We start from the raw sequence: 20211 nt of genomic DNA, 5'->3' as shown, positions 1-20211 counted from the left end.
CTGACCCGGAATGCCCAGTAATGGTCCACGGCGCGTGGCTGCCCCTGTTTATCGGCCTGAGGACGTGTCAGCAATCGGGCTCTGTTCCGTAGTCGGTGGTGACGGTGCGTTCTCCTCATTGCAGGAGGATGCGGTGACGGAGGAGGTCGAATCCTGCTCGGCCGTGCATCTGCCGCATGATCTTCTTGGTTCGGGTATTGACGCCCTCGGTCCGGCCGTTGTGGTGGGGCAGGGTGAGGCCGGCGTTCACGGCGGCGCGGTCGAGTTCGAGGCCGTTACAGAAGCTGAGCAGGTGGGGCAGGCCAGCGGTGCGGACTGTCGCGATCCACCGGGAGAGCTTGTCGTTGTTGCCATGGGCCGGGGTAAGGAACGCGGCGAACTCGCCGGTGAGTCGGGCGAGTTCGGTCATCTCCGGGCACGCCGCGGTGAGGAGGCCGAGCAGGTCGGTGTCCTTGGTCCACAGGTGCTCGGGGTGGGTGAGCAGGAGCCGGGCGACGCGGCGGGGGGTTGTCACGGGGCGGTCGCCTTCAGCGCGGCCCTGATTGAGGTAGCGGACCAGCAGGTTGGCACTGCCGGTATAGCCCAACTTCCGGATCTCTTCGAGGAGATGGGTGACCGGGACGGCGGGTTCCTCGGCACGGCGTCGGCGCAGGTGGTCGCGGTAGGGGTCGACAAGGGTGGGCCGGTAGCGGGGGGCGATGCGATCCGCGGGCGGTTCAGGGATGCGGGCGTAGCGCTTGACGGTATTCAGGGCGAGGTTCAGTCTGCGGGAGCAGTCGAGCAGGCCCACGCCGGAGTCAAGGAGGGCGTGGACTTTATGCCAGCGCTCGCGGGTGGTCTGCTCGCGGACGCCGCCGGGCCGGGGCGGGTTGACGGTGGCCCAGCAGGGGGCGTGGGCGCGGACCTCGGCCAGAACTTTGTCGCACAGGTTCCGCCACAGATGCCAGCGGTCGCTGACCTGCACCGCGTCGGGCAAGGCCCGGCGGATCGCCTCGGCGTAGGTGGCCGAGCCGTCCCGGCACACGACTTCGATCCCTTTCTGCCCGTGCAGCCAAGCCTCCAATGTGGCGGCTTCCCGGTCGGGCAGGACGTCGACGCGTTCCCCGGTCTCGGCATCGATGATGAGCGTGGCGTAGCGGTGCCGGCGGCGCAGGGCGAAGTCATCGACCCCGATCACCCTCGGGATCCGCAGCGTCGGCGGGGGTATTGCCCGCAGCACCCGCAGGGCGGTGGCGAACGATACGGGCACGGCCAGTAACCGGGTGAGCCGGGCAGCCGCCCGGCCGCATAACTCTTTGACCACCCCCGAGACCTGGCTGGTCAGACGCGTGGTGCGGCGCTGAAGGCGCTCGATCAGCCCAGGGACTTGCTCGCGGAAGGTCTGCCGCCGACAGCCCAGGACCGGGCAGACCAGACGTCGTACCCGGACGTTGACCACGACCCGGCGGCCATCGACCGGCACATCCGCAACGGTCCGGACGTGGTATCCGTGCACCTTCCCCGTCGGGACCCCGCACATCGAGCAGGGAAAGGGAACATCCCGGGTTCGGGCCAAGACCCGGATCATCTCGCCGTCGTCCGCCACATCCTCGATGACCAGCGCTGAGAGCCCTGAGAACACCGTTGCCACGAGGGAGTTGACATCTCGCATACAACATCAACGACGCCCGTCACCAACCGTCACCACCGACTACGGAACAGAGCCGCCATAACGGTGTACGGGGCACGGGTCCACACGGTGAGGCAGTCGAGGTGACGCACACGTGGGAGGACATGGAAGCGCGCCTCGGCTGGCTCATCCTCACGGCCGCGGCGCTGGACGACCTCACCGGGTGATGCCTGGGACACGGTGGATGAGCGGCTGCGTTTCCGCGTGGCGAGAGTCCGGCCTTGGCCGGACATGAAACTCAGCTGACCCGCTCTACCCTCTGTGCGGAAGGGCCCGCACGTCCGTGCGCGCCCTTCCGCGTCATCCCCTACGTTGCGCACGCACACGCCCTAACTAAGAGGGCGTATCCCGCCTCCCCGGTGGGAGATGACTGGGAGACAAGTGGGAGATGATCATGGCGTGATGCTGCAATCAGGCGCTAGGAAATGCTAGACAGCGCTACCTGTGCGGCCCGGTTTCAGCCGCCGGATTCGCCCGCGTGCGGGCTCAGCACACCCATGCTGACCAGCACAATCACCACCACACCGAGGGCGATGCGGTACCAGACGAACGGCATGAAGCTCTTGTGCGAGATGAACTTCATAGACGAACTTATGACGACTTTGACCGAGCGGACTTGACCTGCTGTTTTCCACCACTCTTCAAGATCGAATGCGAGAGCAGTGGGAGATGGCACTTTCCAGTGCTCTCCCTCGCCGCCCACGAAGCGCAGCCACCTGGTTTGCACTTGAGTACGGTGTGAGCGCGTGTGGGGCCGTTCGCCAGCTTGCGCGCGAGGCCAGTCGCTTCCAGACCCAGGTCGTCGTTCGGGACGACGCGGTTGACGACGCCGGACAGTCCGCGCCCCGAGCTGGACTTCCCGGTCGGTGACCGGATCCGAAATCACCTGTGCCTTCGGCCCCTGCTGTCCGCACAGCCCCACCGGCCGGAGCCGGTGATGCCCGGCGGGGGCACCGAGCGCGAACAGCGCCGGGCCCACCGGGCGGCCGCCCGTGCCGAGCCGGTACGGCTGCGGCGGCGGACGATCGCGGTGGACGGCAAGTGCCTGCGTGGCGCGAGGCGCCCGGACGGCAACCGGGTCTTCGTGCTGTCCGCCGTCCGTCACGGCGACGGTGTCACTCTCGCCTCCCGCGAGATCGGCGCGAAGACCAACGAGATCCCCGAGTTCGCACCCCTGCTCGACCAGATCGACGACACGGATCTCGCGGGGGTGGTCGTTACCGCCGATGCCCTCCACGTCCAACGAGACCACGCCACCTACCTGCGCGAACGCGGCGCTCACTACCTGCTGACCATCCAGAACAACCAGCGCGGCCAGGCCCGTCAGCTCCACGCCCTGCCCTGGAAGGAGATCCCCGTGATCCACCACGACGACGCCCGGGGCCACGGCCGTCACGAGCAGCGCCTCGTGCAGGTCGTCACCGTCCGGGGCCTGAGGCCAGGGAGATTCCCAGGCATCTGCCCGGCGCCCGCATGCCACGTGAAACCCACCACCGTGACGGCGCCGCTCTATCGGGAGGCCTCGTCAGCCAGGGGCCTTACAGGCGTCCGTCACGCCAGACAGCCCAGAGGCCCAACTGCGGCCCTCTGGAACAACCTTCACAACGGATTAGGGGCCCCAGTAGCTGACCGGATCGACTTTCAGCTCTTCGAGGATGGGGTCGGCCAAGCGCAGGCAGATGGTGAACCCCTCCCTGTCAGACTCTCGTGAGACATGAGGACAATCGAGTCTTCTGTTGTGAGTAGGGCGAGAACAGGATCTTTCGAACGTGACGCTGAGCAGTGCTGACCTTGAGGCCGGTGTGGCCGATGATGAGGTCGTGGGCAGGAAGAAGCGCGGTCCCCGCGCCCGCGAACTCGCGGCTGCACTCCACGCCGCCCTGTACGGAGACCTGGGACCCCTGACCCGTGCTGTGCCTGCTGTCACCTGACGGCCGACCGCGGCAGATCACGCTGATGGGCCGCGCCGCGGCGGTCAGGACGCCGCGGGCACGGCCGCGTCGAGGCCGCGAGCGGCGACGAGGTGGGCACTGCCGTCGGCCAGGCGGTAGCGCAGGCCCACCACGGCGGTCTGGCCGGCGGCGACCTTGTCGGCGAGGACCCGGGAGCGGTCCAGCAGCAGGTCGGCGGTGTGCCTGATGTGCTCGGCGAGGATCTCCTCCGGCTCAACCCGTCCGGCGGCCCGGGCGGCCAGCACGCTGGGGGTCACCCGCTCGACGACGTCTCGGATGTACCCGGCCGGCGTCACGCCGTCCTCCAGCGCGGCGCACGCCGCGCCGACCGCGCCGCACGAGTCGTGCCCGAGGATCACGACCAGCGGGCAGCCCAGCATCTCCACGCCGAACTCGATGCTGCCCAGCACCTCCGGGCCGATGACGTGGCCGGCGGTGCGCACCACGAACAGGTCGCCCAGGCCGCGGTCGAAGATGATCTCGGCGGCCAGCCGGGAGTCGGAGCACCCGAACAGCACGGCGAAGGGCTGCTGGGCCGGCGCGGTCTCGGCGCGGCGAGTGGCGTCCTGGTTCGGGTGCTCTGGGGTGCCGGCCACGAAGCGCTGGTTACCGGCCAGTAGCAGCTCGAAGGCGTCGCGGGGCGTCGGGGTCTTGATCTCGCTCATATCGGCAGCCTACGAGTCGGCACCAGCCGTCGCACTGCCTGGTCTCCTCGATCATCGCCGGGTCGGCCGACGCTGACGGCTTGGGCATCCCCAGGCGCCGGGCCAGGGCGGCCTCCATGCGGTTCCTCAGCGCACGACGCCGTTGCTCCGCCGCATGCGGCGGGCCGACGACACACGTCGCCCGGCCACGATCGTCCGGAGCTCTCCGCTCGTCCTCCACACCTGCACAACGAGCAATGTACGGTGCGCGCTGCTCGGCCGAACGAGGGGCCGACCCCCAACAACCGGGCCCAGGGAGAGCGGGGTTGGCGGCACAACCAGTCCTGGGGCTGGTCAGGCGGTGAGTGCGGTCACGGTGCGGGGGTCGGCGTCCGTTTCCTCGGGGGTCCGGCTGCTGAGGAGTTTCAGGAGGTCACGGACGTACAGGCCGGTCTCCGCTGGGTGCCGCAACGGTGGGTCGAGGTTGACGGTGTACCGGGTGCGCTGGCCGACGCGTTCTCGGTTGAGATAGCCGGCCTGTTCGAGGTCGGCCACGATGCGCTGGGCCGTGCGCTCGGTGACCCGGCAAGCGGTCGCAACCTCCTGCAACCCGTGTGGTCGGGTTCCGTGCGGTGAAGTGCAGCACGCGTGTGTGGTTGGTCAGGAAGGTCCACTGCTGACGCTGGCCATCCACGGTGGTCGAAGCCCTTTCTCTGCCCGGTGTCGGTGTCGCGCTGCGGTGCCGTTGCCGCCGCATCAGCATGATGCCGGGTACTTGAGTCGGTAGGCTCGGCAATCCGGCAGGTGACTCCTGACGGGACAGTCGGGAGGCCATCGTGGCAGGTAGTCCCTCGGTCGAGGCGAGGGCCGTGGGCCGTGGTGTGGTGGCCAGGGTCAACGGCGAGATGGACTACATGACCGGCCCTGGCCTGTGGGAGCAGATCGACGAGGTGCTCGCCGGAGGCACCGCTTTCGTCGTGCTGGATCTGTCGGACGTGTCCTTCTGCGATTCGGCCGGGCTGAATGTGCTGCTCAGGGCTTCCCATCGGGCCGAGCTGAGCGATGTCGCGCTGGTGCTGGCGTGTGTGCCGCAGCCGTTGCTGCGGATCCTGGATATGACGGGCGCCGATCAGGTCCTGCAGGTCTGTGACACCGTCGCGGAGGCCGAAGCAGCGTTCGGCGCCCACGGGGATGCGGCTGGAAGCCTCGCTTGAGGCGCATCGCACGCCTGTAGGGTTCCAGAAGTGACGTACAGCATCTGACCAGGCACTTTGCGACTCCGGGCGATCACGACAAGCTCGGACCCCATGGCACTGCGCATGCTCTACCTGGTCTTCCTCCGACTCCTCGGACTGCTCCTGCTGCTCTCCCGCTCGCAGCAGACCAAGCCGCCGAGCTGCTCGCGCTGCGCCACGAGAACCCGGTGCTGCGCCGCCAGCTCGGCGTCCGGCCACACCTCACCTGGCCGGACCGCGCAGTGCTCGCCGCCCTCGCCCGGCACCTACCCTCCCGGCTGCGCCGACACCGCCTGTTCACACCCGGCACCCTGCTCACCTGGCACCGGCGACTACTGCGCTGGAAGTGGAAGCAGAAACCCGCACGGACCGGCCGCCCGCCGATCTCCGAGGAACTCACCGCCCTGATCCTGCGCCTGGCCCGCGAGAACCCGACCTGGGGCTCAACCCGTATCCAGGGCGAGCTGCGGCGCCTGGACCACCGCGTCGGCGCCTCCACCATCCGACGCATCCTGCGCAGCGCCGGCCTCGGCCCCGCACCCAGACGAAGCCGCAGCGCCCCGACCTGGCGCGAGTTCGTACGCGCCCAGGCCTCCGGCTTGCTCGCCGCCGACTTCTTCCACATGGACACCGCCGCGCTGACCAGGCTGTACGCCTTCGTGGTCATGGAGGTCGGCACCCGCACCGTGCACATCCTCGGCGTCACCGCCCACCCGCCCGCAGCCTGGGCCACCCAGCTCTCGAGGAACCTCCTCGCCAACCTCGCACACCGCGCCGCCGGCTTCCGCTACCTGCTACACGACCGCGACAGCCGCTACACCCAGGCGTTCGATGCCGTCTTCACCGCCGACGGCATCGAGATCCTGAAGAGCGCGCCACAGACACCGCGGATGAACGCCCACGTGGAGAGGTTCATCGGCAGCGTGCGGGCCGAGTGCACGACCGGATGCTGATCTACAACGAGCAACACGCACGGCGTGTCCTCGCCGAATACGCCGAGCACTACAACTCCGGAAGGCCGCACCGGGCCCTGCACCTTCGCGCACCAGCCGACGATCCGGACGTCATCCCCTTCCCCGCCCAACACATCCAGCGCCACGACGTCCTCAGCGGACTCATCCACGAGTACCGCGACACAGCCTGACGAAGATCACGACAGTCTGACGAACGCCCAGCTCAACGCATGTGCGGGACTCTTGGCACCCAACAGGTCCTGTGGGGGTACGCCCCCCCCGCTCGACACCACCCGTACACCAGCCCCCACCAGGACGGATGAGTTTTTCGGCAGGCGCAAGGTAAGCAGCTCTGTAAGTGCGCGCCCCATCTCGACGATCGACCGGCTGTGAGTTCGGGTCTGACTCAAGGATCAAGGAAGGCTGAGATCTGACATCGGACCGCATCCGGAGGTCGAGTCTGGCGCACGCACTCTGCGGCCTCCACTAGACTTCCGAATACGTTCCGAATACTATGGATCCATGACCATAGCAGCAGACCTCCCCGCGGCGACTCGGCGCTCCTCGGACCTGAGCAAGCACTCCGCCGAGGTCTTCGCCGAGGCCGAGGACCACCCCGTGACGGTGACCCGGCGCGACGGCGAGGCTCTGGTCCTGATGTCGCAGCGCGAGGCCGAGGGTCGTGCCCGCTTGCTGAACTTTGCCGCGCAGCTCATCACCGTCACCCTCGACGACCGCGGCTCGCTCGCCGAGCGGATGTCCAAGGCCTTCCCTTGGATGCTCGCGCTGTCGCCGGCCGACCGGGAGTCCTGCGCGCAGGACCTCGTCGATGCGGCGCGCGCGTCGTTCGCCACCGACCAGCCGCACCTCGCGATCGCAGAGCTGACCTCCTGGAAGGAGACGGCCACGGCCGTCGCGGCCGGGCTCAGCAGCGGCAGCGCCGGTCTGGAGTGGTTCGACGACGATGAGACCGTGGAGCGTCCGTAGCCGTGGCGGCCGCCAGGAAGGGCGAGCTGGTTCCTCGCCCTCCGAAGAAGATCGAGTACGAGATCCGCTTCGCCACAGCCGACGCGCAGAAGGGTTGGCGCGACCTCGTCGCGACGATCCGCAACCCCATGACGGAGACCTGGGACTTCCTCACGCGGACGCCACCGTCCACGACGCCGACGAACTATCGGCTCAAGGGTGAGCTCGGCGTCATCGAGCGTGGCGGCGCGACCCATGAGCGGTGGCAGCACAAACCGACTGCGAAGGGCACCGCGCGCATCTGGTTCTACGTCCACGAGCGCACGGTCTTCCTGGAGCAGGTGCACACGAGCCACCCGAACGAGACGAAGTAGGCGCGCTTCGCAGCGTCGCACATCGTCGGTGAGCGCGCGGCCTTCTGCAGCTGGGTGTGGGAGCCCTCGGGAACCCGGACCGGCATGCTCACGCAGCATGGACGAAGGAGTGGCGGCCATATGGGTTGCCGGTATCGGGGTCGGCGGGGTTGTGATCACGTCTGCCATTGGGGGGCACGCCTCGCGCAAGTCGGCGGCAGCGCAGGTAGACGCTGCACTGGCAGGTGTCCGAGCTCAAATGGAGGGATAGCGACAAGAGACGCTCTGGACATATGAGCAATTGCCATGCCTCGCCGAAGAACAGTTGGGAGGCGCAGGGGGCGCAACTGCCGATCTCACCGGAGCAAAGGAGTCGTTGACGGAGAGCTTCAAGGCCCTTTGGTTCCGGGAGTCGGCCCTGCGGCTATCTGTCGATCGGGAAGAAGCCGAACGGGCAGAGGAACTCATGAAGCTCGCAAGACGAGCGGTGGATAGCGTGAGCGACTATGCCGAGGCTATCTGGAGTCACCAGGACACAGGCCCTTCGTATAGGCGAACGGAGGCTGCCATGGTTGAACTCCACACGGGAGTTGAGGAGTGGGCAAGCGTTGCCCGATTGAACCTTGAGCCGGGACGCAACCGGCACTGAGCAGGTTGCCGGCGCCGAGGGCGTGCACGGCCATGCGGGCGCGGTACACATCGGCGTCCGCGACCGTCTGGTCATCTTCCACGCCGGTGAGTCACTCGGTGATCTCGTGCGAGTGCCAGTGATCGAGGCCGGCGGGGCCGGGCACAGACTCCGGGCGGCGCGTGCCGTTTGAGTTTCCCCAGCAGCGTCTGCACTTGTTGTCAGAGCCGCACCAGCACGCCCGTTCTCTGGGGGCGTCAGGCCATCTCGGCGTCAGGTGCCAGGCGGGCATAGCCTGGATGCTGGTTCCTCAGCCAAGCGCACGGTCCAGGTTGAACGCGGCGCTGATCAGGGCGAAATGAGTGAACGCCTGCGGGAAGTTGCCCTGTTGCTCGCCGGTGTGGCTGATCTCCTCGGCATACAGGCCCAGATGGTTGGCGTAGGTGAGCATCTTTTCGAAGGCCAGGGCCGCCTCGTCGAGCCGCCCGGCCCGGGTCAGCGCCTCGACGTACCAGAACGAGCAGATGGAGAACGTGCCCTCGTCGCCGCGCAGTCCGTCGGGGCTCACCTGAGGGTCGTATCGGTAGACCAGCGAGTCGGACACCAAGTCGTGGGTGAGCGCGTCAAGGGTGGACAGCCACTTGGGGTCGGTCGGGGCGATGAGCTTCGTCAACGGCATCATCAGGACGGCGGCGTCGAGGACGTCGCCGTTCTCGGTCTGCGTGAACGCCTGGCGGGTCTCGGACCAGCCGCGCTTCATGATCCGCCGGTAGATCGTGTCGCGGGACTTCTGCCAGCGAGACAGGTCGGCGGGCAGGCCGCGCCGGTTGGCCATGCGGATCGCCCGCTCGATCGCCACCCAGCACATCAGCCGCGAGTACAGGAAGTTCTTGCGGCCGCGGCGGGTCTCCCAGATGCCCTCGTCGGGCTGGTCCCAGTGCTCGCACACCCAGTCCACCAGCGCACACAGATCGTCCCACTGGTCGCTGGGGATCGGCTCGGCCCACTTGTCGTAGAGGTAGACGGAGTCGATCAGCGCGCCGTAGATGTCGAGTTGGAGCTGCTCGGCCGCGCCGTTGCCGATCCGCACCGGCGCGGAGCCCCGATGCCCCTCGAGGTGGGCGAGTTCACTCTCGGGCAGGTCGGTGCTGCCGTCGATGCGGTACATGATCTGCAGCGGGCCCGACGGCTTGCCGCCGCCTGGGGTGATGTGCCGGGACACGAAGTTCATGAACGCCTCGGCCTCGCCGGTGAAGCCCAGCCGCAGCAGCGCGTAGACGCAGAAGGCGGCGTCGCGTACCCACACGTACCGGTAGTCCCAGTTGCGCTCGCCGCCGAGCTGCTCGGGCAGGCTCGTCGTAGGGGCGGCCACGATCGCGCCGGTCGGTTCGTACGTGAGCAGCTTCAGGGTGAGGGCCGAGCGGTGCACCCTCTCCCGCCAGCGGCCACGGTACTTGGACGCCGACAGCCACTTGCGCCAGTAGGCGACCGTGGTGGTGAACTGCTCCTCGGCCTCCGTCCGCGCGCACCCGCGCGGTGTCACCTTGCCGCCCACCTGGTCCAGCGCGAGTACCACCGACTCGCCCTCGGTCAGCTTGAAGCGGGCGCGCGCGTCCAGGCCGTCGATCTCCAGCGGTACGGTCGAGGTCAGCCCCAGCGACAGCTTGGCGGACTCGAACACCGCGATGTCGCCGGCCATGTGCACGGTGTGCGGCTCGGCACCGTAGTCGAAGCGCGGCGCCACGCGGGTGCGGAAGGGGATGGAGCCGCGCACGCACAGCACCCGCCGGATCAGCCGGTGGCGCTCGATCTCCACCGCGTCGCCGTCGACCGGCATGAAGTCCTGCACCTCGCCGACCCCGTCCTCGGTGAAGAACCGGGTGATCAGCACATTGGTGTCGGGGAAGTAGAACTGCTTGGTGCGCGCCGGCACGCTTGCCGCAAGCTCGAAGCAGCCGCCCTTGTCCGCGTCCAGGATCGAGGCGAAGACGCTCGGGGCGTCGAAGGAGGGACAGCAGTACCAGTCAATCGTGCCGTCCGTTCCCACCAGGGCCGCACTGCGCAGGTCGCCAATCAGACCGTGCTCGGCGATAGGCAGGTAGCGCGCGGCCCCGGTCCCGTGCTGAGTCATCGCAGCCTCCCCATCCCGAACCAGTGCCGATCCTCTTCGTTACTGGTACGGAAGGCGTTCAAGATGCTTGAGCCCTGCTCGCTGACTACAGGTGCACGAGAATCTTGACCTCCTCGTCCTTGTGCTCCATGAGCCTTTGCAGTCCCTCGGGCACGATGTCCTCGACGGAGATCCTGCGGGTGATGAAGGGGGTGAGGTCGATTTTGCCCTCGCGGACCAGGCGGATCGCGTTCGGGTGGTCGTGTGCGTACCCCATGCTGCCCTGGATCTTGACCTCCTTGAACAGCAGCGGCCCGGTGTCAAGGGTGGGCTGCTTCGAGAAGAGGGCGATGACCTGGAGAATGCCGCCCGTCCTGAGGGCATGGAGCAGTGCGTCGAAGACCGGCTGGACTCCCGCGCACTCGAAGCCGACGTCGGCGCCCCTGCCCCCGGTGATCTCCATCGTCCTGGCGACGACATCGTCTTGAGCAGGGTCGAGGACGTGGTCGGCCACACCGGAGTCCTTCGCCTTCTCCTTGCGCTTCTGGCTCATCTCGCTGACGATCACCGTCGCGCCCAGTGCCTTGAGGACGGCGCAGGTGAACAGCCCGATCGGACCGGCGCCCCCGACGAGGGCCACGTCGCCGTCTCCCGCGCCGGAGAGCCGGACCCCGTGGGCAGCCACCGCCAGCGGTTCGATGAGGGCCGCCTGGTCCAGCGGCATGTCACCGACGGGGTGCACGAACCGCTCCTCCACGACGATGCGCTCGGACAGCCCACCGCCGCGGCCGGAGAGCCCGATGAAGCCCAGCTTCTCGCAGAGGTTGTACCGGCCGTCCCTGCAGGCAAAGCACTCACCGCAGACGATCAGCGGCTCCACGACGACGGAGTCGCCGGGCGCGAGGCCCTCGACACCCTCGCCCACGTCCTCGACCACCCCGGAGAACTCATGCCCGAACACCAGCGGGGGCTCCTCAGCGGACAGCGGGTGGGGGTTGCCGGCCGTCGGCATGGGGTTCATCGGCCCCTCGAAGTAGACATGCAGGTCGGAACCGCAGATCCCGGTCCAGGCCGGTGCGATCTTCACGGCTCCGGGCCGCACCTGGGGCTCCGGGACGTCATCGATCCGGAGGTCCTCTTTGCCGTAGTAACGCGCAGCCTTCATGCCATGCCTCGTTTCCCGGCGACACGGGCTTCCCGACGCGGCCCGCGACTGCGATGGAAATCCCCCGAAGCACGCACCCCGCAATCCAGGCTATGTCCGCCCCACAAGGGCCGCACCTGGACTGGCTCGGCAGGGCATCTCGGACACCTGCGCCGCCACTCGACACTCCGCGATCGAGAGGTGCTGGTGGCGCTTACCCGCGCATGCTGCCCACGCCGGCAGGGCCGACGCCTCGCTGCCGCAGCAGAGAGACGGACAGAGGTCTGTCCACACGGGTCGGCTGCACCCTAGTGCCAGCTCGAACCGGCCAGCCTGGCACCGGCTTGACATCCGAAAGAGCCGGTGCGCATGGGGCATATCGAGGGGCGTGGGTGGAACCCGGAAGGAGCAGGCGTCGATATTCGCAGCCGCGTGGGCGTTGCCATAGGCGGCTGGGCTTGGTCGTCGGCTATCTCAGCACCCAGTGGGGGCCGCCATGCCACAAGGAGAGGGAAGCCGGCCGCGAAGCGGAGCCAAGCGGTCAGACCCGCACACCCCTCTGCCTGGATCAGGCTCGGGCTTCACCGGCCGCCGCTTCGAACGAACGGGTACCGAACCGGTCACAGCGCGAAGTGCCCTGAGTTTGCGGCTGCTGTTGTCCATCTGCTACACACCGCTCTTCATCGCCGCATCAGTACTGTTCGCCGTGTGGGCAACGCGCTCCCGGCCGGGCAGCAGCCCGACCTCCTCGCAACTGACCGTGTTGGCGGGAGCGTGTGCCGTACTCGCTGTGATCTCGGCGGTGGACATGGCGGTCATCCTCCGCCGCCGCAGAAACGAGCGTCTTCCCCACCGAACCGCCAGGTGAGCCACGATGCGTTCTCGAGCCGTGCCCCCACTGGGCGGCCATTGTTGCGGCTCACGCTGGACCGGGCCACTCGCCACCGCGCTCACCCGCCACAGGAACGCACCGGCCGACAGTGCGATGGGGGTGCGGCGAGGTCATCCGACGGCCCGCAAGAATCAGAGGTGGAACAGGACAGCACAGGCCGCCCATGAACACGCACGAATGGTCAGCGACCGTGAGCCCGCGCCACCGGCGAGTGTGAGCTGCCAGGCGTTCGTTTCGCCTCGCGGCTTCATGCTGTGGGCGGACTCTGGCAAGTTCAGGCGTGTGCCCCCACCTGCCAGGGCTGTCGATTCGCGAATCCGCCCATGCCGGCTGTCAGGGCGCGGGCGGGATGACCTGCCACACAGAAGGCTCCGACACGCCGGTTCACGTATCTGACATCGGTCAGGGAAGGAGCTTGATCGAGCTGTGCCAGTTCAGCTCGAGGGGCTGCTGGATGGCGATGTGCAGGAATCCCATCGCCTCCAGCTCCCGAGCTCTGCGCAGGGGGCCTACGTCGAACGGGCGCATCGCGCCGGAGCGGACAAGTTCCGCGACCTTGTCCTTGGCGGCGGAGTCGTCTCCGGCGATCAGGACGTCGAGCGGAAAGTCGTGGCCCTCGCCTGTCGTCAGCGGGCCGGCGAAGGTGGTGTTGAACGCTTTGACGACCTTCACGTCCGTGCCGACGATCTGCTGGATCTCCTCGGCAGCCGAGCTGTCCGGGGGTGTCACACGCCCGTCCATGGTTGAGACGTCGATGGGGTTGCAGATATCGACCAGCACCTGTCCGGCCAGTGCAGCCCCGGAGGATCTCGCGACCTCCAATGCCCCCTCGTACCACAGTGCGAGCACGGTGACATCAGCTGCCTCGGGCGAAGAGGCCCAGTCACTCTCGCCGTCGGGGAACCGCTGCTTGAGCTCCTCGGCCACTGCTCGGGCAGGGTCGCCGTCGGGATGGACCAGGCACACTCCATGGCCGCCAGCAAGGGCTCGGGTGGCGATGGCGCGGCCCATGTTGCCGGGGCCTACGATGTTGATCTTCATGCTGCTGCCCTTCCGGTCTGACGGAGCGTATGGCGCCGTCGGGTCTGTCGGCACTACCCATGGGCAGTGCTGGCCCGGAGCGAAGTGCCGCGTCAGGCAGGACGCCGAAGAGCGCAAATGCATCCCTATCCCGAGGCCCGACGGCTGTGGCGGGAGGACGGCCGCTGCCACCCGGATGCCGGACACCAGACGGATGCTCATAGTGCTGGGCTGTGGAACATCGCCCGGCTCCCTGGCCGGCACGCCGACTGACGCTGGCGGGCACGTACTGACATCACCGGTGGCCGCGCGCTGCGCGGCCGACCACCGGCCTTGCTGTGGCGCGTTCCCAAGCGGAGAGAGGAGCCGGACGCCGGTAGAGGCCGCGCGATGCCAGCGAGACCGTGATCGAACCGGACCCGGCACTTCGCGGGCTGGCACGTCTCGTGGGTGGCCTGGGCACTTCGGATGTTCCGCCTCCACCAGAACGATGGCGCGCTCACGCCTCCCCGCGCACCTTCATCACCAGCTTGCTGAGCGCCCACAGCCCGATTCCGCTACCACTCCCGCCCTGATGTACACGTCGGCGGGCCGGTCGGACAGCGGGCTAGCCAAGATGAGGGCGGTGATCGCGCCGAGTATGAACTGCAATCGGAGCACGTCCGGCAGGGCGCTTACTCCGGTGCCACGGTCCAAGGAGGGCACCCGTGACCACGAGGGTGCGTGCCGGTTGTCCGGCTTGCGCGACAACTGGGCCAGTCGCCCTTGAGCGCACCGTAAGGGGTGGCACCTGGCGGCGTGCAGTGCGCGAAGGGGTCGGCCATCATGGAGGGGTCCGCCGGTATCCGCGCTCAGCCGGAGCCTTCGAGGAAGGACGCTCATGGAGCTCTTCCCGCCGATTCCGCTCGCCGAATGGCGGGACTGCAAGGAGGCGCTGCACCGGTTCGCGCAGGTCGTCGGCAAGATTCGGCTCGCCGCCAGCGTTCGGCGCAACCACTGGTGGAATGTGCCCTTCCATCTCACCGGGCGTGGCATCACCACGCGGCCGATGGGGCAGGCCGAGGGTGATCCGTTCACCATCGACTTCGACTTTGTCGGCCATCGTCTGGTGGTCGCTTCGCTGGACGGCACCGAGGTGTCCTTTCCGCTCTACGGGCGGTCGGTGGCGTCCTTCCACCGCGCGACCCTGGACGCTCTGGCCGGGCTGGGTGTCCGGGTGGACGTCCCTCTCCCCAGCCCCTTCGACCTGCCGGACGCATCCAGGCCGTTCGCCGAGGACACCGAACACGCTGCCTACGATCCCGTGCAGGCCAACCGTTATTGGCGAGTCCTCAGCCAGGTGGCGCTGGTGCTGGAGGAGTTCGCGGCTGGATTCTCGGGGAAAGCCAGCCCTGTGCATCACTTCTGGCACACCTTCGACATCGCCTACAGCAGGTTCTCCGGCCGTCACGCCGAACAGCCGGCCGAGGCGGACCCGGTCACTCGCGAGGCGTACTCCCGTGAAGTGATCAGCTTCGGCTTCTGGTTCGGGGACGAAATGTTCCCCGAACCCGCCTTCTACTCCTACACCTCACCCGAACCCCCAGGGCTGGCGGAAGAGCCGCTCGCACCAGGATCCGCCCGATGGGTGGCGCGCAACGGCAGTCATCTGGCCGTCCTCCGTTACGACGATGCCCGCGCCGAAGCGGACCCCCGCGCCGCCGTGCTCGCCTTCTACGACAGCGCCTACCGGGCCGGAGCCGGGCGCGCCGACTGGGACATGGCCGGGCTGGCCTGCCCTGGAGGAGTAACAGACCGGCACCTGGGAGCGCCGCCCACCTGATCCCGAGTCGGCGTGCGTCCAGCCGTCAGCCGGCCCAAACTCGCGTACCGACCCGTCCGACCTTCTGTTCGCCTGTGGAGCTTCTCAGTGCAGTTGCCGCCGGTCCATGGGGAGCTTGTCCTTGGGGCCAGGCACCGGCTGCGCTTCCGGGTGCGAGGTGGGCGGCATCAGCTTCGGCCCCTCAAGGAACGTCCCGGTCTCGACATTCCAGAACCAGTTCTCTCCGGGTTCGAAGCTGGTCAAGATGGGGTGCCCGGCTTCACGTGCGTGCGCGGTTGCGTGTTGGGAGGGTGAGGAATCGCAGCATCCGATGTGTCCGCAGGCGGCGCAGCGCCGCAAGTGGAACCACCATCCAGGGCCGTCGCCCGCCAGGCACTCCACACACCCCTCCCCACTCGGCCCCGCGTTGAGATCGATTCCGGGGATGCGCTCAGTGCCATCAGACATGAACCCATCGTAACAATTGTGCGGATCTGTATGGCTTTGGTAGGAGCGTGGAGCGACTGCCACATGGCCCCTCCAGTCACTGATCACCGCGACGCCCGGCCTCGCCGCACCAACCAACCCTCACCGTGCAGCCAACTCACCTGCGGGCGCCAGACCTTGCACTCTCGTGAGGCGGACTCGAAAAGGCAATGCCGTGGCGCCCCATATGTGTTGACGTGCCAGGGCATGTGACGCGATCGCTCGACAGCGACTGCTTGGGCCGAGCCGACAGGGCCTTCGCGAACGGGTGTGCCCGTCCACGGGGGCATCATCACCCGAATGCCGGACACCTCGGGCGGGCCCTTCCTTGCTTGAGCACTGCTCATACTCGGTGGGCTCGTGATTCGTCTGGGCCGGGTTCTGCGTGGCGCTGAGCGATGTCAGCGACGATTTGGCGGAACTTCTTCTCGGTCAGGGGGTAGGTCACCATGACGGCGATCGCGGGGAGGATGACCAGCGCCGGTACCGCCCCGGCCGCGATTCTGATCGCGGTGAGAGCGCCGCCACTCTGGGTGGCTGCGCCGGACTCGTAGCCTCCGAGGCCGATGATGTAGGCCGCGGCGGCAGCCCCGACGGCCTGCCCGAACTTGCGGCTGAGGGAGAGGACCGAGTAGGTCGCGCCTTCGGCGCGCACGCCGGTCTTCCATTCCCCGTACTCGACGGTGTCGGCAACCAGCGCCCAGATCAGGGTGTTGATGGCGCCGATCCCGATGCCCATGATGCCGAATCCGACCATGGCGATCGCGGGGACCGATCCTGGCGCGACGGCGGTGATGATGCCGCCCAGCACGGTGATGGTTCCGCCCACGATGTAGGAGGTCCGCTTTCCGATCTTGGTCACCGTGGTGGGGATGACCAGGGTAGCCAGGAGCATGCCGACGACCTGCACGGCGACAAGGACGACGTAGAGGCCGGCATCGTCGAGTACGTACCGGGCGTAGTAGATGGCCGTGGTCTCCAGGGCGAACATGCCGCACAGGAACAGCACGCTGGACAGGCCCAGCCGCAGCAGCGGCTTGTTCTGCTTCACGGTGTCCCACGCCTGGCGCAGGCTGACCTTCTCGACGTCGCGCTGCACCTGCTCCTTGGCGGTGGAGAAGGTGAACACGTACAGCGCCATCCCGATCACCACCAGCCCCAGGGTGATGACCGTCAGAGACTGCTGGAGGTCGTCGGAGTTCGCGATCTGCCGTGAGACGACCACCGCCAGCAGCAGGATGACCAGGTTCGTGGCGAGAACCCGGGCGCTGGAGAGTCTGGAGCGTTCGTCGGGATCCTGCGTCATGGCAGTGGACAGGGAACCGTAGGGGATGTTGACCAGGCCGTAGGCGAAGGAGAACAGTGCGTAGGAGACGTAGGCATACACGAGCGCGCCGCCCTCGCTGAGTCCGCCCGGCACGGAGAAGAGCGCGACGAGGAGCAGCAGCAGCGGCAGCGAGGCGAACAGTAGGTAGGGGCGGTACTTGCCCCACCGGGTGGAGGTGCGGTCGACGATGCGGCCGGCGATCACGTCACCGATCCCGTCCCAGGCCCGCACGACCAGAAACAGTGTTCCCGCCGTGGTGGCGGAGATCCCCACGACGTCGGTGTAGTAGAGGAGCAGGAACATCGACGCCATCGAGAACGCCAGGTTGTTCGCGAAGTCCCCGGCCCCGTAGCCGATGTACTGGATGGGGCGCAGCTGGGGGGTCCGCTCACCCGGCGGGCCGGTCATCGGCGTGCTCGCCAGCGTTCGCGCAGCTGCCATGCACTGGTTTTGGGTCTGCGGTCGCGGGTGAACACACCCTTTTTGTTGCCGTCGACACGGAGCAGGCCGGGGGCGGTGGCGAAGTCGGCGAAGTTCCAGATCTGCTCGCCGACGACTGCCTCGACGCGGTCGAAGACGCGGTGGTACATCGCGAGTACGTCGGCCTGGTAGTCCTCGGTCCACGGAGTGGGCGTGATGGTGCGCAGGCCCGCTACCGTATCCGCGCCGTATTCGGTCATGATGATCGGCTTGTCGTGCTTGCGTGTCCAGGCGCGGAGCTCCTCTTCGAGATTCCGCTCGGCCGCCGCGAGATTCGCCAGGTCCTTGTACCAGCCGTAGTAGCGGTTGAGCAGGAGGACGTCGAACAGGCCAGAGATGACGTCGTTGTCCGGGGTGGCGCTCATGAAGTTGACGAAGGCCAGCGGGCGGGTGGGGTCCAGCCGCCGGGCTTCGGCGACCAGGGGCTCGAAGTAGGAGCGGGAGGCGGTCGTGGTCGACTCCGGCTCGTTGGCGATGCTCCAGATCACCACACTGGGATGGTTCTTGTCCCGGGCGATCATCTCGGCGAGCGCCTGGCGGTGGGTCTCTTGTGTGGCGCTGTTGATGGTGAACTCGGAGAACGTGCTGAAGACCGCCTCGGCGAGCGTGGCGCCGAGTTCGGCGTTGAGCCCCACGGCGGGGGTTTCACCGATGACCACGATGCCGTGCCGGTCCGCGTACTCGAGCACCTCTTCTGCATAGGGGTAGTGCGAGGTGCGGAAGGAGTTCGCGCCGAGCCACTCCAGTAGCGCGAAGTCATGGACCATGAAGGCGTCGTCGTGGCCCTTGCCGCGTACGGGGCTGTCCTCGTGCTTGCCGAATCCGGTGAAGTAGAACGGCTCCCCGTTGATGAGGAACTGATGTCCCTCGACCGCCACGGTCCGCACTCCCACCGGCAGCACGTACGCGTCGGCCGGTTCCTCTCCGGTGCCCCGCAGTTCGGCATGCAGCTGGTAGAGGTAGCCCTCGCCCGGCCGCCACAGGTGAACGTCTTCGACGCTGAGCCCGCCGGTGGCGCCGGTGGCCCGCGCGACCTCGACGCCGTCGGCGTCCCGGAGGACGACGCGGACGTCATGCCCCTCGTGGCCGGCCGCCTGGATCTGGTAGTCGACGATTCCGGTCGGTCCGTCCAGCCTGGTGAAGACGGTGATGTCGCTGATGTAGGTGCGGGGTGTGGTGTAGAGCCAGACGTTGCGGTGCAGGCCGGCGTAGTTGAAGAAGTCGTGGAAGTAGCGCTGGCGTGGACCGTCGGGCGTCTGCTCGACGTAGCCCGGCGGGATCGACTGCCACGACAGGGTGTTGTCCACCACGACCGTCACCCGGTGCTCGGCGCCCGGTTCGACCACGTCTGTGAGGTCGGCCTCGAACGGCGTGTATCCGCCCTCGTGTGCCGCGACCTCGGTGTCGTCGACCCAGACCACGGCCCGGTGGGTCGCGGAGTCGAAACGCAGGACGATCCGCTGGCCCTCCCACCGCCCGGGAATCCGTATCACCCGCTGGTACCAGACATCGCCCACATGGTCGTGGACCGCCTGGTCCGGGAACAGGTCGTTGTAGCTGGCCGGCACAGGAGCCTCCCGCCTGCCGGGCAGGGAGTGGTGCCACCAGCCGTCAGTCCGGCCGACACCATCGGTGTCGACGGCGAACCGCCACAGGCCGTTGAGCGAGGTGCACTCACGGGTGGGCGTATCGCGGGGCCTGAGCATAGGCACTCCTCACGTCGTTGCGTCCGCACTGCACGTCATGCCGTCGCCCCCGTACTGCGCGCCAGAGCCATGTGAAAGGTGGCCGCCGCGACGATCAGCTCCACGCATGCGTCCACGCTGAAGGCGGTGGCATCGATCATGAGGTGATACAGGGCCGGATCATCACCGTCGGCGCCGTATGCCCTCCTGACGTACTCCCTACGAGCCCAGTCGTTGGCCTCAACACGCCGTTCAGCAGTGGCACGGTCGACGCCTTCGGCCTCTGCGGCCCGCGCGATACGGGCCTGCAGGGGCCCGCCCAGGTACACGTGCAGCGCCTGAGGCACCTCGCGCAGCACGATCGCGCCGCCGCGGCCCAGCACCACACCCCCGGACCGGACGGCGTCGGCCATGAAGCGCCGGATTTCCGCGCGCATCTCGCCCTCTTCGAGAAACCAGCGTTCCTGGGCCGGTCCTGCGGTCAAACTGGGCGCCCTGGCCAGCCGTGCCAGCAGGCGCTGCCAGCGGCTCAGCGGACGCTCGTCGGCAGCGGCGGCGACGACCTCCTCGGGCACGCCGCTCTGCGCCGCGACCGACGCCGGGATGGCGCGATCGAGGAAGGCCACGCCGAGCCGCCGCGCCACCTCGGGCCCGATGACGACGCCCCCCGTGCCATACAGCGCGGCAAGCGTCACTACGGGAGGAGACCGCTTCGGATCCGAACCTGCCGACTCAAGATCAGGCATACTTGGAATTCTTCACAAATCACATCAAGCCGCCACTTATAGTGATTTTGCAATCACTGGCATCTCTATGCCGCCCGGTGTTGCCGGTGCCGATGCCGTCGTACTGGGGGTCAGCAATTG

General features: G+C 67.8%; 18 protein-coding genes and 2 pseudogenes. 8 read left to right on the top strand and 12 right to left on the bottom strand.

The features are described from left to right. Positions 1-115: 115 nt before the first annotated feature. Both QA802_RS06870 and QA802_RS06865 read right to left on the bottom strand, forming a co-directional pair. Complete coding sequence (locus QA802_RS06870; protein WP_225966627.1) at positions 116-1651, bottom strand: ISL3 family transposase; 1536 nt, start codon at positions 1649-1651, stop codon at positions 116-118. Between the two features lie 475 nt (positions 1652-2126). After that, positions 2127-2267 (bottom strand): annotated as a pseudogene (locus QA802_RS06865) (undecaprenyl-diphosphatase); the annotation flags it as partial. Positions 2268-2606: 339 nt separating this feature from the next. On the opposite strand from QA802_RS06865, the gene QA802_RS06860 reads away from it, so the two are divergent. After that, the gene (locus QA802_RS06860; RefSeq protein WP_334534371.1) at positions 2607-3380 is read left to right on the top strand and encodes an ISAs1 family transposase; all 774 of its coding nucleotides are present in this window, start codon (positions 2607-2609) and stop codon (positions 3378-3380) included. 264 nt (positions 3381-3644) lie between these two features. Here QA802_RS06860 and QA802_RS06855 read toward each other — a convergent pair whose 3' ends face one another. Together QA802_RS06855 and QA802_RS06850 are read right to left on the bottom strand one after the other, a co-directional pair. Continuing rightward, positions 3645-4286: a carbonic anhydrase gene (locus QA802_RS06855; protein WP_334518936.1), complete on the bottom strand. Its 642-nt coding sequence runs from the start codon at positions 4284-4286 to the stop codon at positions 3645-3647. A 333-nt stretch (positions 4287-4619) separates the two neighbouring features. Continuing rightward, positions 4620-4874, bottom strand: a complete 255-nt coding sequence (locus tag QA802_RS06850; protein ID WP_334518934.1) for a hypothetical protein — start codon at positions 4872-4874, stop codon at positions 4620-4622. Positions 4875-5134: 260 nt separating this feature from the next. Here QA802_RS06850 and QA802_RS06845 point away from each other — a divergent pair, with 260 nt between their 5' ends. The 5 genes from QA802_RS06845 (at position 5135) to QA802_RS06825 (ending at position 7793) form a co-directional block, all read left to right on the top strand. Further along, a complete protein-coding gene (locus QA802_RS06845; protein WP_334518932.1) occupies positions 5135-5479 on the top strand; it encodes an STAS domain-containing protein in 345 nt (114 codons plus the stop codon). 209 nt (positions 5480-5688) lie between these two features. Next, positions 5689-6453 carry a helix-turn-helix domain-containing protein gene (locus tag QA802_RS06840; protein WP_334518930.1) on the top strand — a complete coding sequence of 255 codons (765 nt, stop codon included), beginning with the start codon at positions 5689-5691 and terminating at the stop codon, positions 6451-6453. After that, on the top strand, positions 6447-6644 hold the full coding sequence (locus QA802_RS06835; protein WP_334518929.1) for an integrase core domain-containing protein: 198 nt from the start codon (positions 6447-6449) through the stop codon (positions 6642-6644). The genes QA802_RS06840 and QA802_RS06835 overlap by 7 nt, the downstream gene beginning before the upstream one ends. 331 nt (positions 6645-6975) lie before the next feature. After that, on the top strand, positions 6976-7440 hold the full coding sequence (locus QA802_RS06830; RefSeq protein WP_334518928.1) for a prevent-host-death protein: 465 nt from the start codon (positions 6976-6978) through the stop codon (positions 7438-7440). A gap of 2 nt (positions 7441-7442) precedes the next feature. Continuing rightward, entirely contained in the window at positions 7443-7793 is a 351-nt protein-coding gene (locus QA802_RS06825; protein ID WP_334518926.1) for a hypothetical protein, read from the top strand. 917 nt (positions 7794-8710) lie between these two features. Here QA802_RS06825 and QA802_RS06820 read toward each other — a convergent pair. Together QA802_RS06820 and QA802_RS06815 are read right to left on the bottom strand one after the other, a co-directional pair. Beyond that, a complete protein-coding gene (locus QA802_RS06820; RefSeq protein ID WP_334518924.1) occupies positions 8711-10531 on the bottom strand; it encodes a glycoside hydrolase family 15 protein in 1821 nt (606 codons plus the stop codon). Between the two features lie 85 nt (positions 10532-10616). Next, positions 10617-11675, bottom strand: a complete 1059-nt coding sequence (locus tag QA802_RS06815; protein ID WP_334518923.1) for a 2,3-butanediol dehydrogenase — start codon at positions 11673-11675, stop codon at positions 10617-10619. 475 nt (positions 11676-12150) lie between these two features. Between QA802_RS06815 and QA802_RS06810 the strand changes: the two genes are divergently transcribed. Beyond that, complete coding sequence (locus tag QA802_RS06810; protein ID WP_319132346.1) at positions 12151-12522, top strand: DUF6343 family protein; 372 nt, start codon at positions 12151-12153, stop codon at positions 12520-12522. 426 nt (positions 12523-12948) lie between these two features. On the opposite strand, the gene QA802_RS06805 is transcribed toward QA802_RS06810, so the two are convergent. Further along, positions 12949-13587, bottom strand: a complete 639-nt coding sequence (locus tag QA802_RS06805; RefSeq protein ID WP_319132300.1) for an NADPH-dependent F420 reductase — start codon at positions 13585-13587, stop codon at positions 12949-12951. A 478-nt stretch (positions 13588-14065) separates the two neighbouring features. Then, positions 14066-14208, bottom strand: a pseudogene (locus tag QA802_RS06800) (amino acid permease); the annotation flags it as partial. A gap of 238 nt (positions 14209-14446) precedes the next feature. On the opposite strand from QA802_RS06800, the gene QA802_RS06795 reads away from it, so the two are divergent. After that, positions 14447-15388 (top strand): DUF5996 family protein, encoded by a 942-nt coding sequence (locus QA802_RS06795; protein ID WP_334518921.1) that lies wholly within the window; start codon positions 14447-14449, stop codon positions 15386-15388. 84 nt (positions 15389-15472) lie between these two features. Here the strand turns inward: QA802_RS06795 and QA802_RS06790 are convergent, their stop codons facing one another. From QA802_RS06790 to QA802_RS06775, 4 genes are all read right to left on the bottom strand, one after another. Then, positions 15473-15835 carry a UBP-type zinc finger domain-containing protein gene (locus tag QA802_RS06790; RefSeq protein WP_334518919.1) on the bottom strand — a complete coding sequence of 121 codons (363 nt, stop codon included), beginning with the start codon at positions 15833-15835 and terminating at the stop codon, positions 15473-15475. A 361-nt stretch (positions 15836-16196) separates the two neighbouring features. Then, complete coding sequence (locus QA802_RS06785) at positions 16197-17621, bottom strand: glycoside-pentoside-hexuronide (GPH):cation symporter (RefSeq protein ID WP_334518917.1); 1425 nt, start codon at positions 17619-17621, stop codon at positions 16197-16199. Further along, entirely contained in the window at positions 17585-19366 is a 1782-nt protein-coding gene (gene uidA, locus QA802_RS06780; protein ID WP_334518915.1) for a beta-glucuronidase, read from the bottom strand. The genes QA802_RS06785 and uidA overlap by 37 nt, the downstream gene beginning before the upstream one ends. Before the next feature lie 35 nt (positions 19367-19401). Continuing rightward, the gene (locus tag QA802_RS06775) at positions 19402-20040 is read right to left on the bottom strand and encodes a cytidylate kinase-like family protein (RefSeq protein ID WP_334518913.1); all 639 of its coding nucleotides are present in this window, start codon (positions 20038-20040) and stop codon (positions 19402-19404) included. Positions 20041-20211: the final 171 nt, after the last annotated feature.

Source organism: Streptomyces sp. B21-105, from assembly GCF_036898465.1.
Classification (GTDB): Bacteria; Actinomycetota; Actinomycetes; order Streptomycetales; family Streptomycetaceae; genus Streptomyces.
This window is presented reverse-complemented; position numbering and strand designations above follow the sequence as displayed.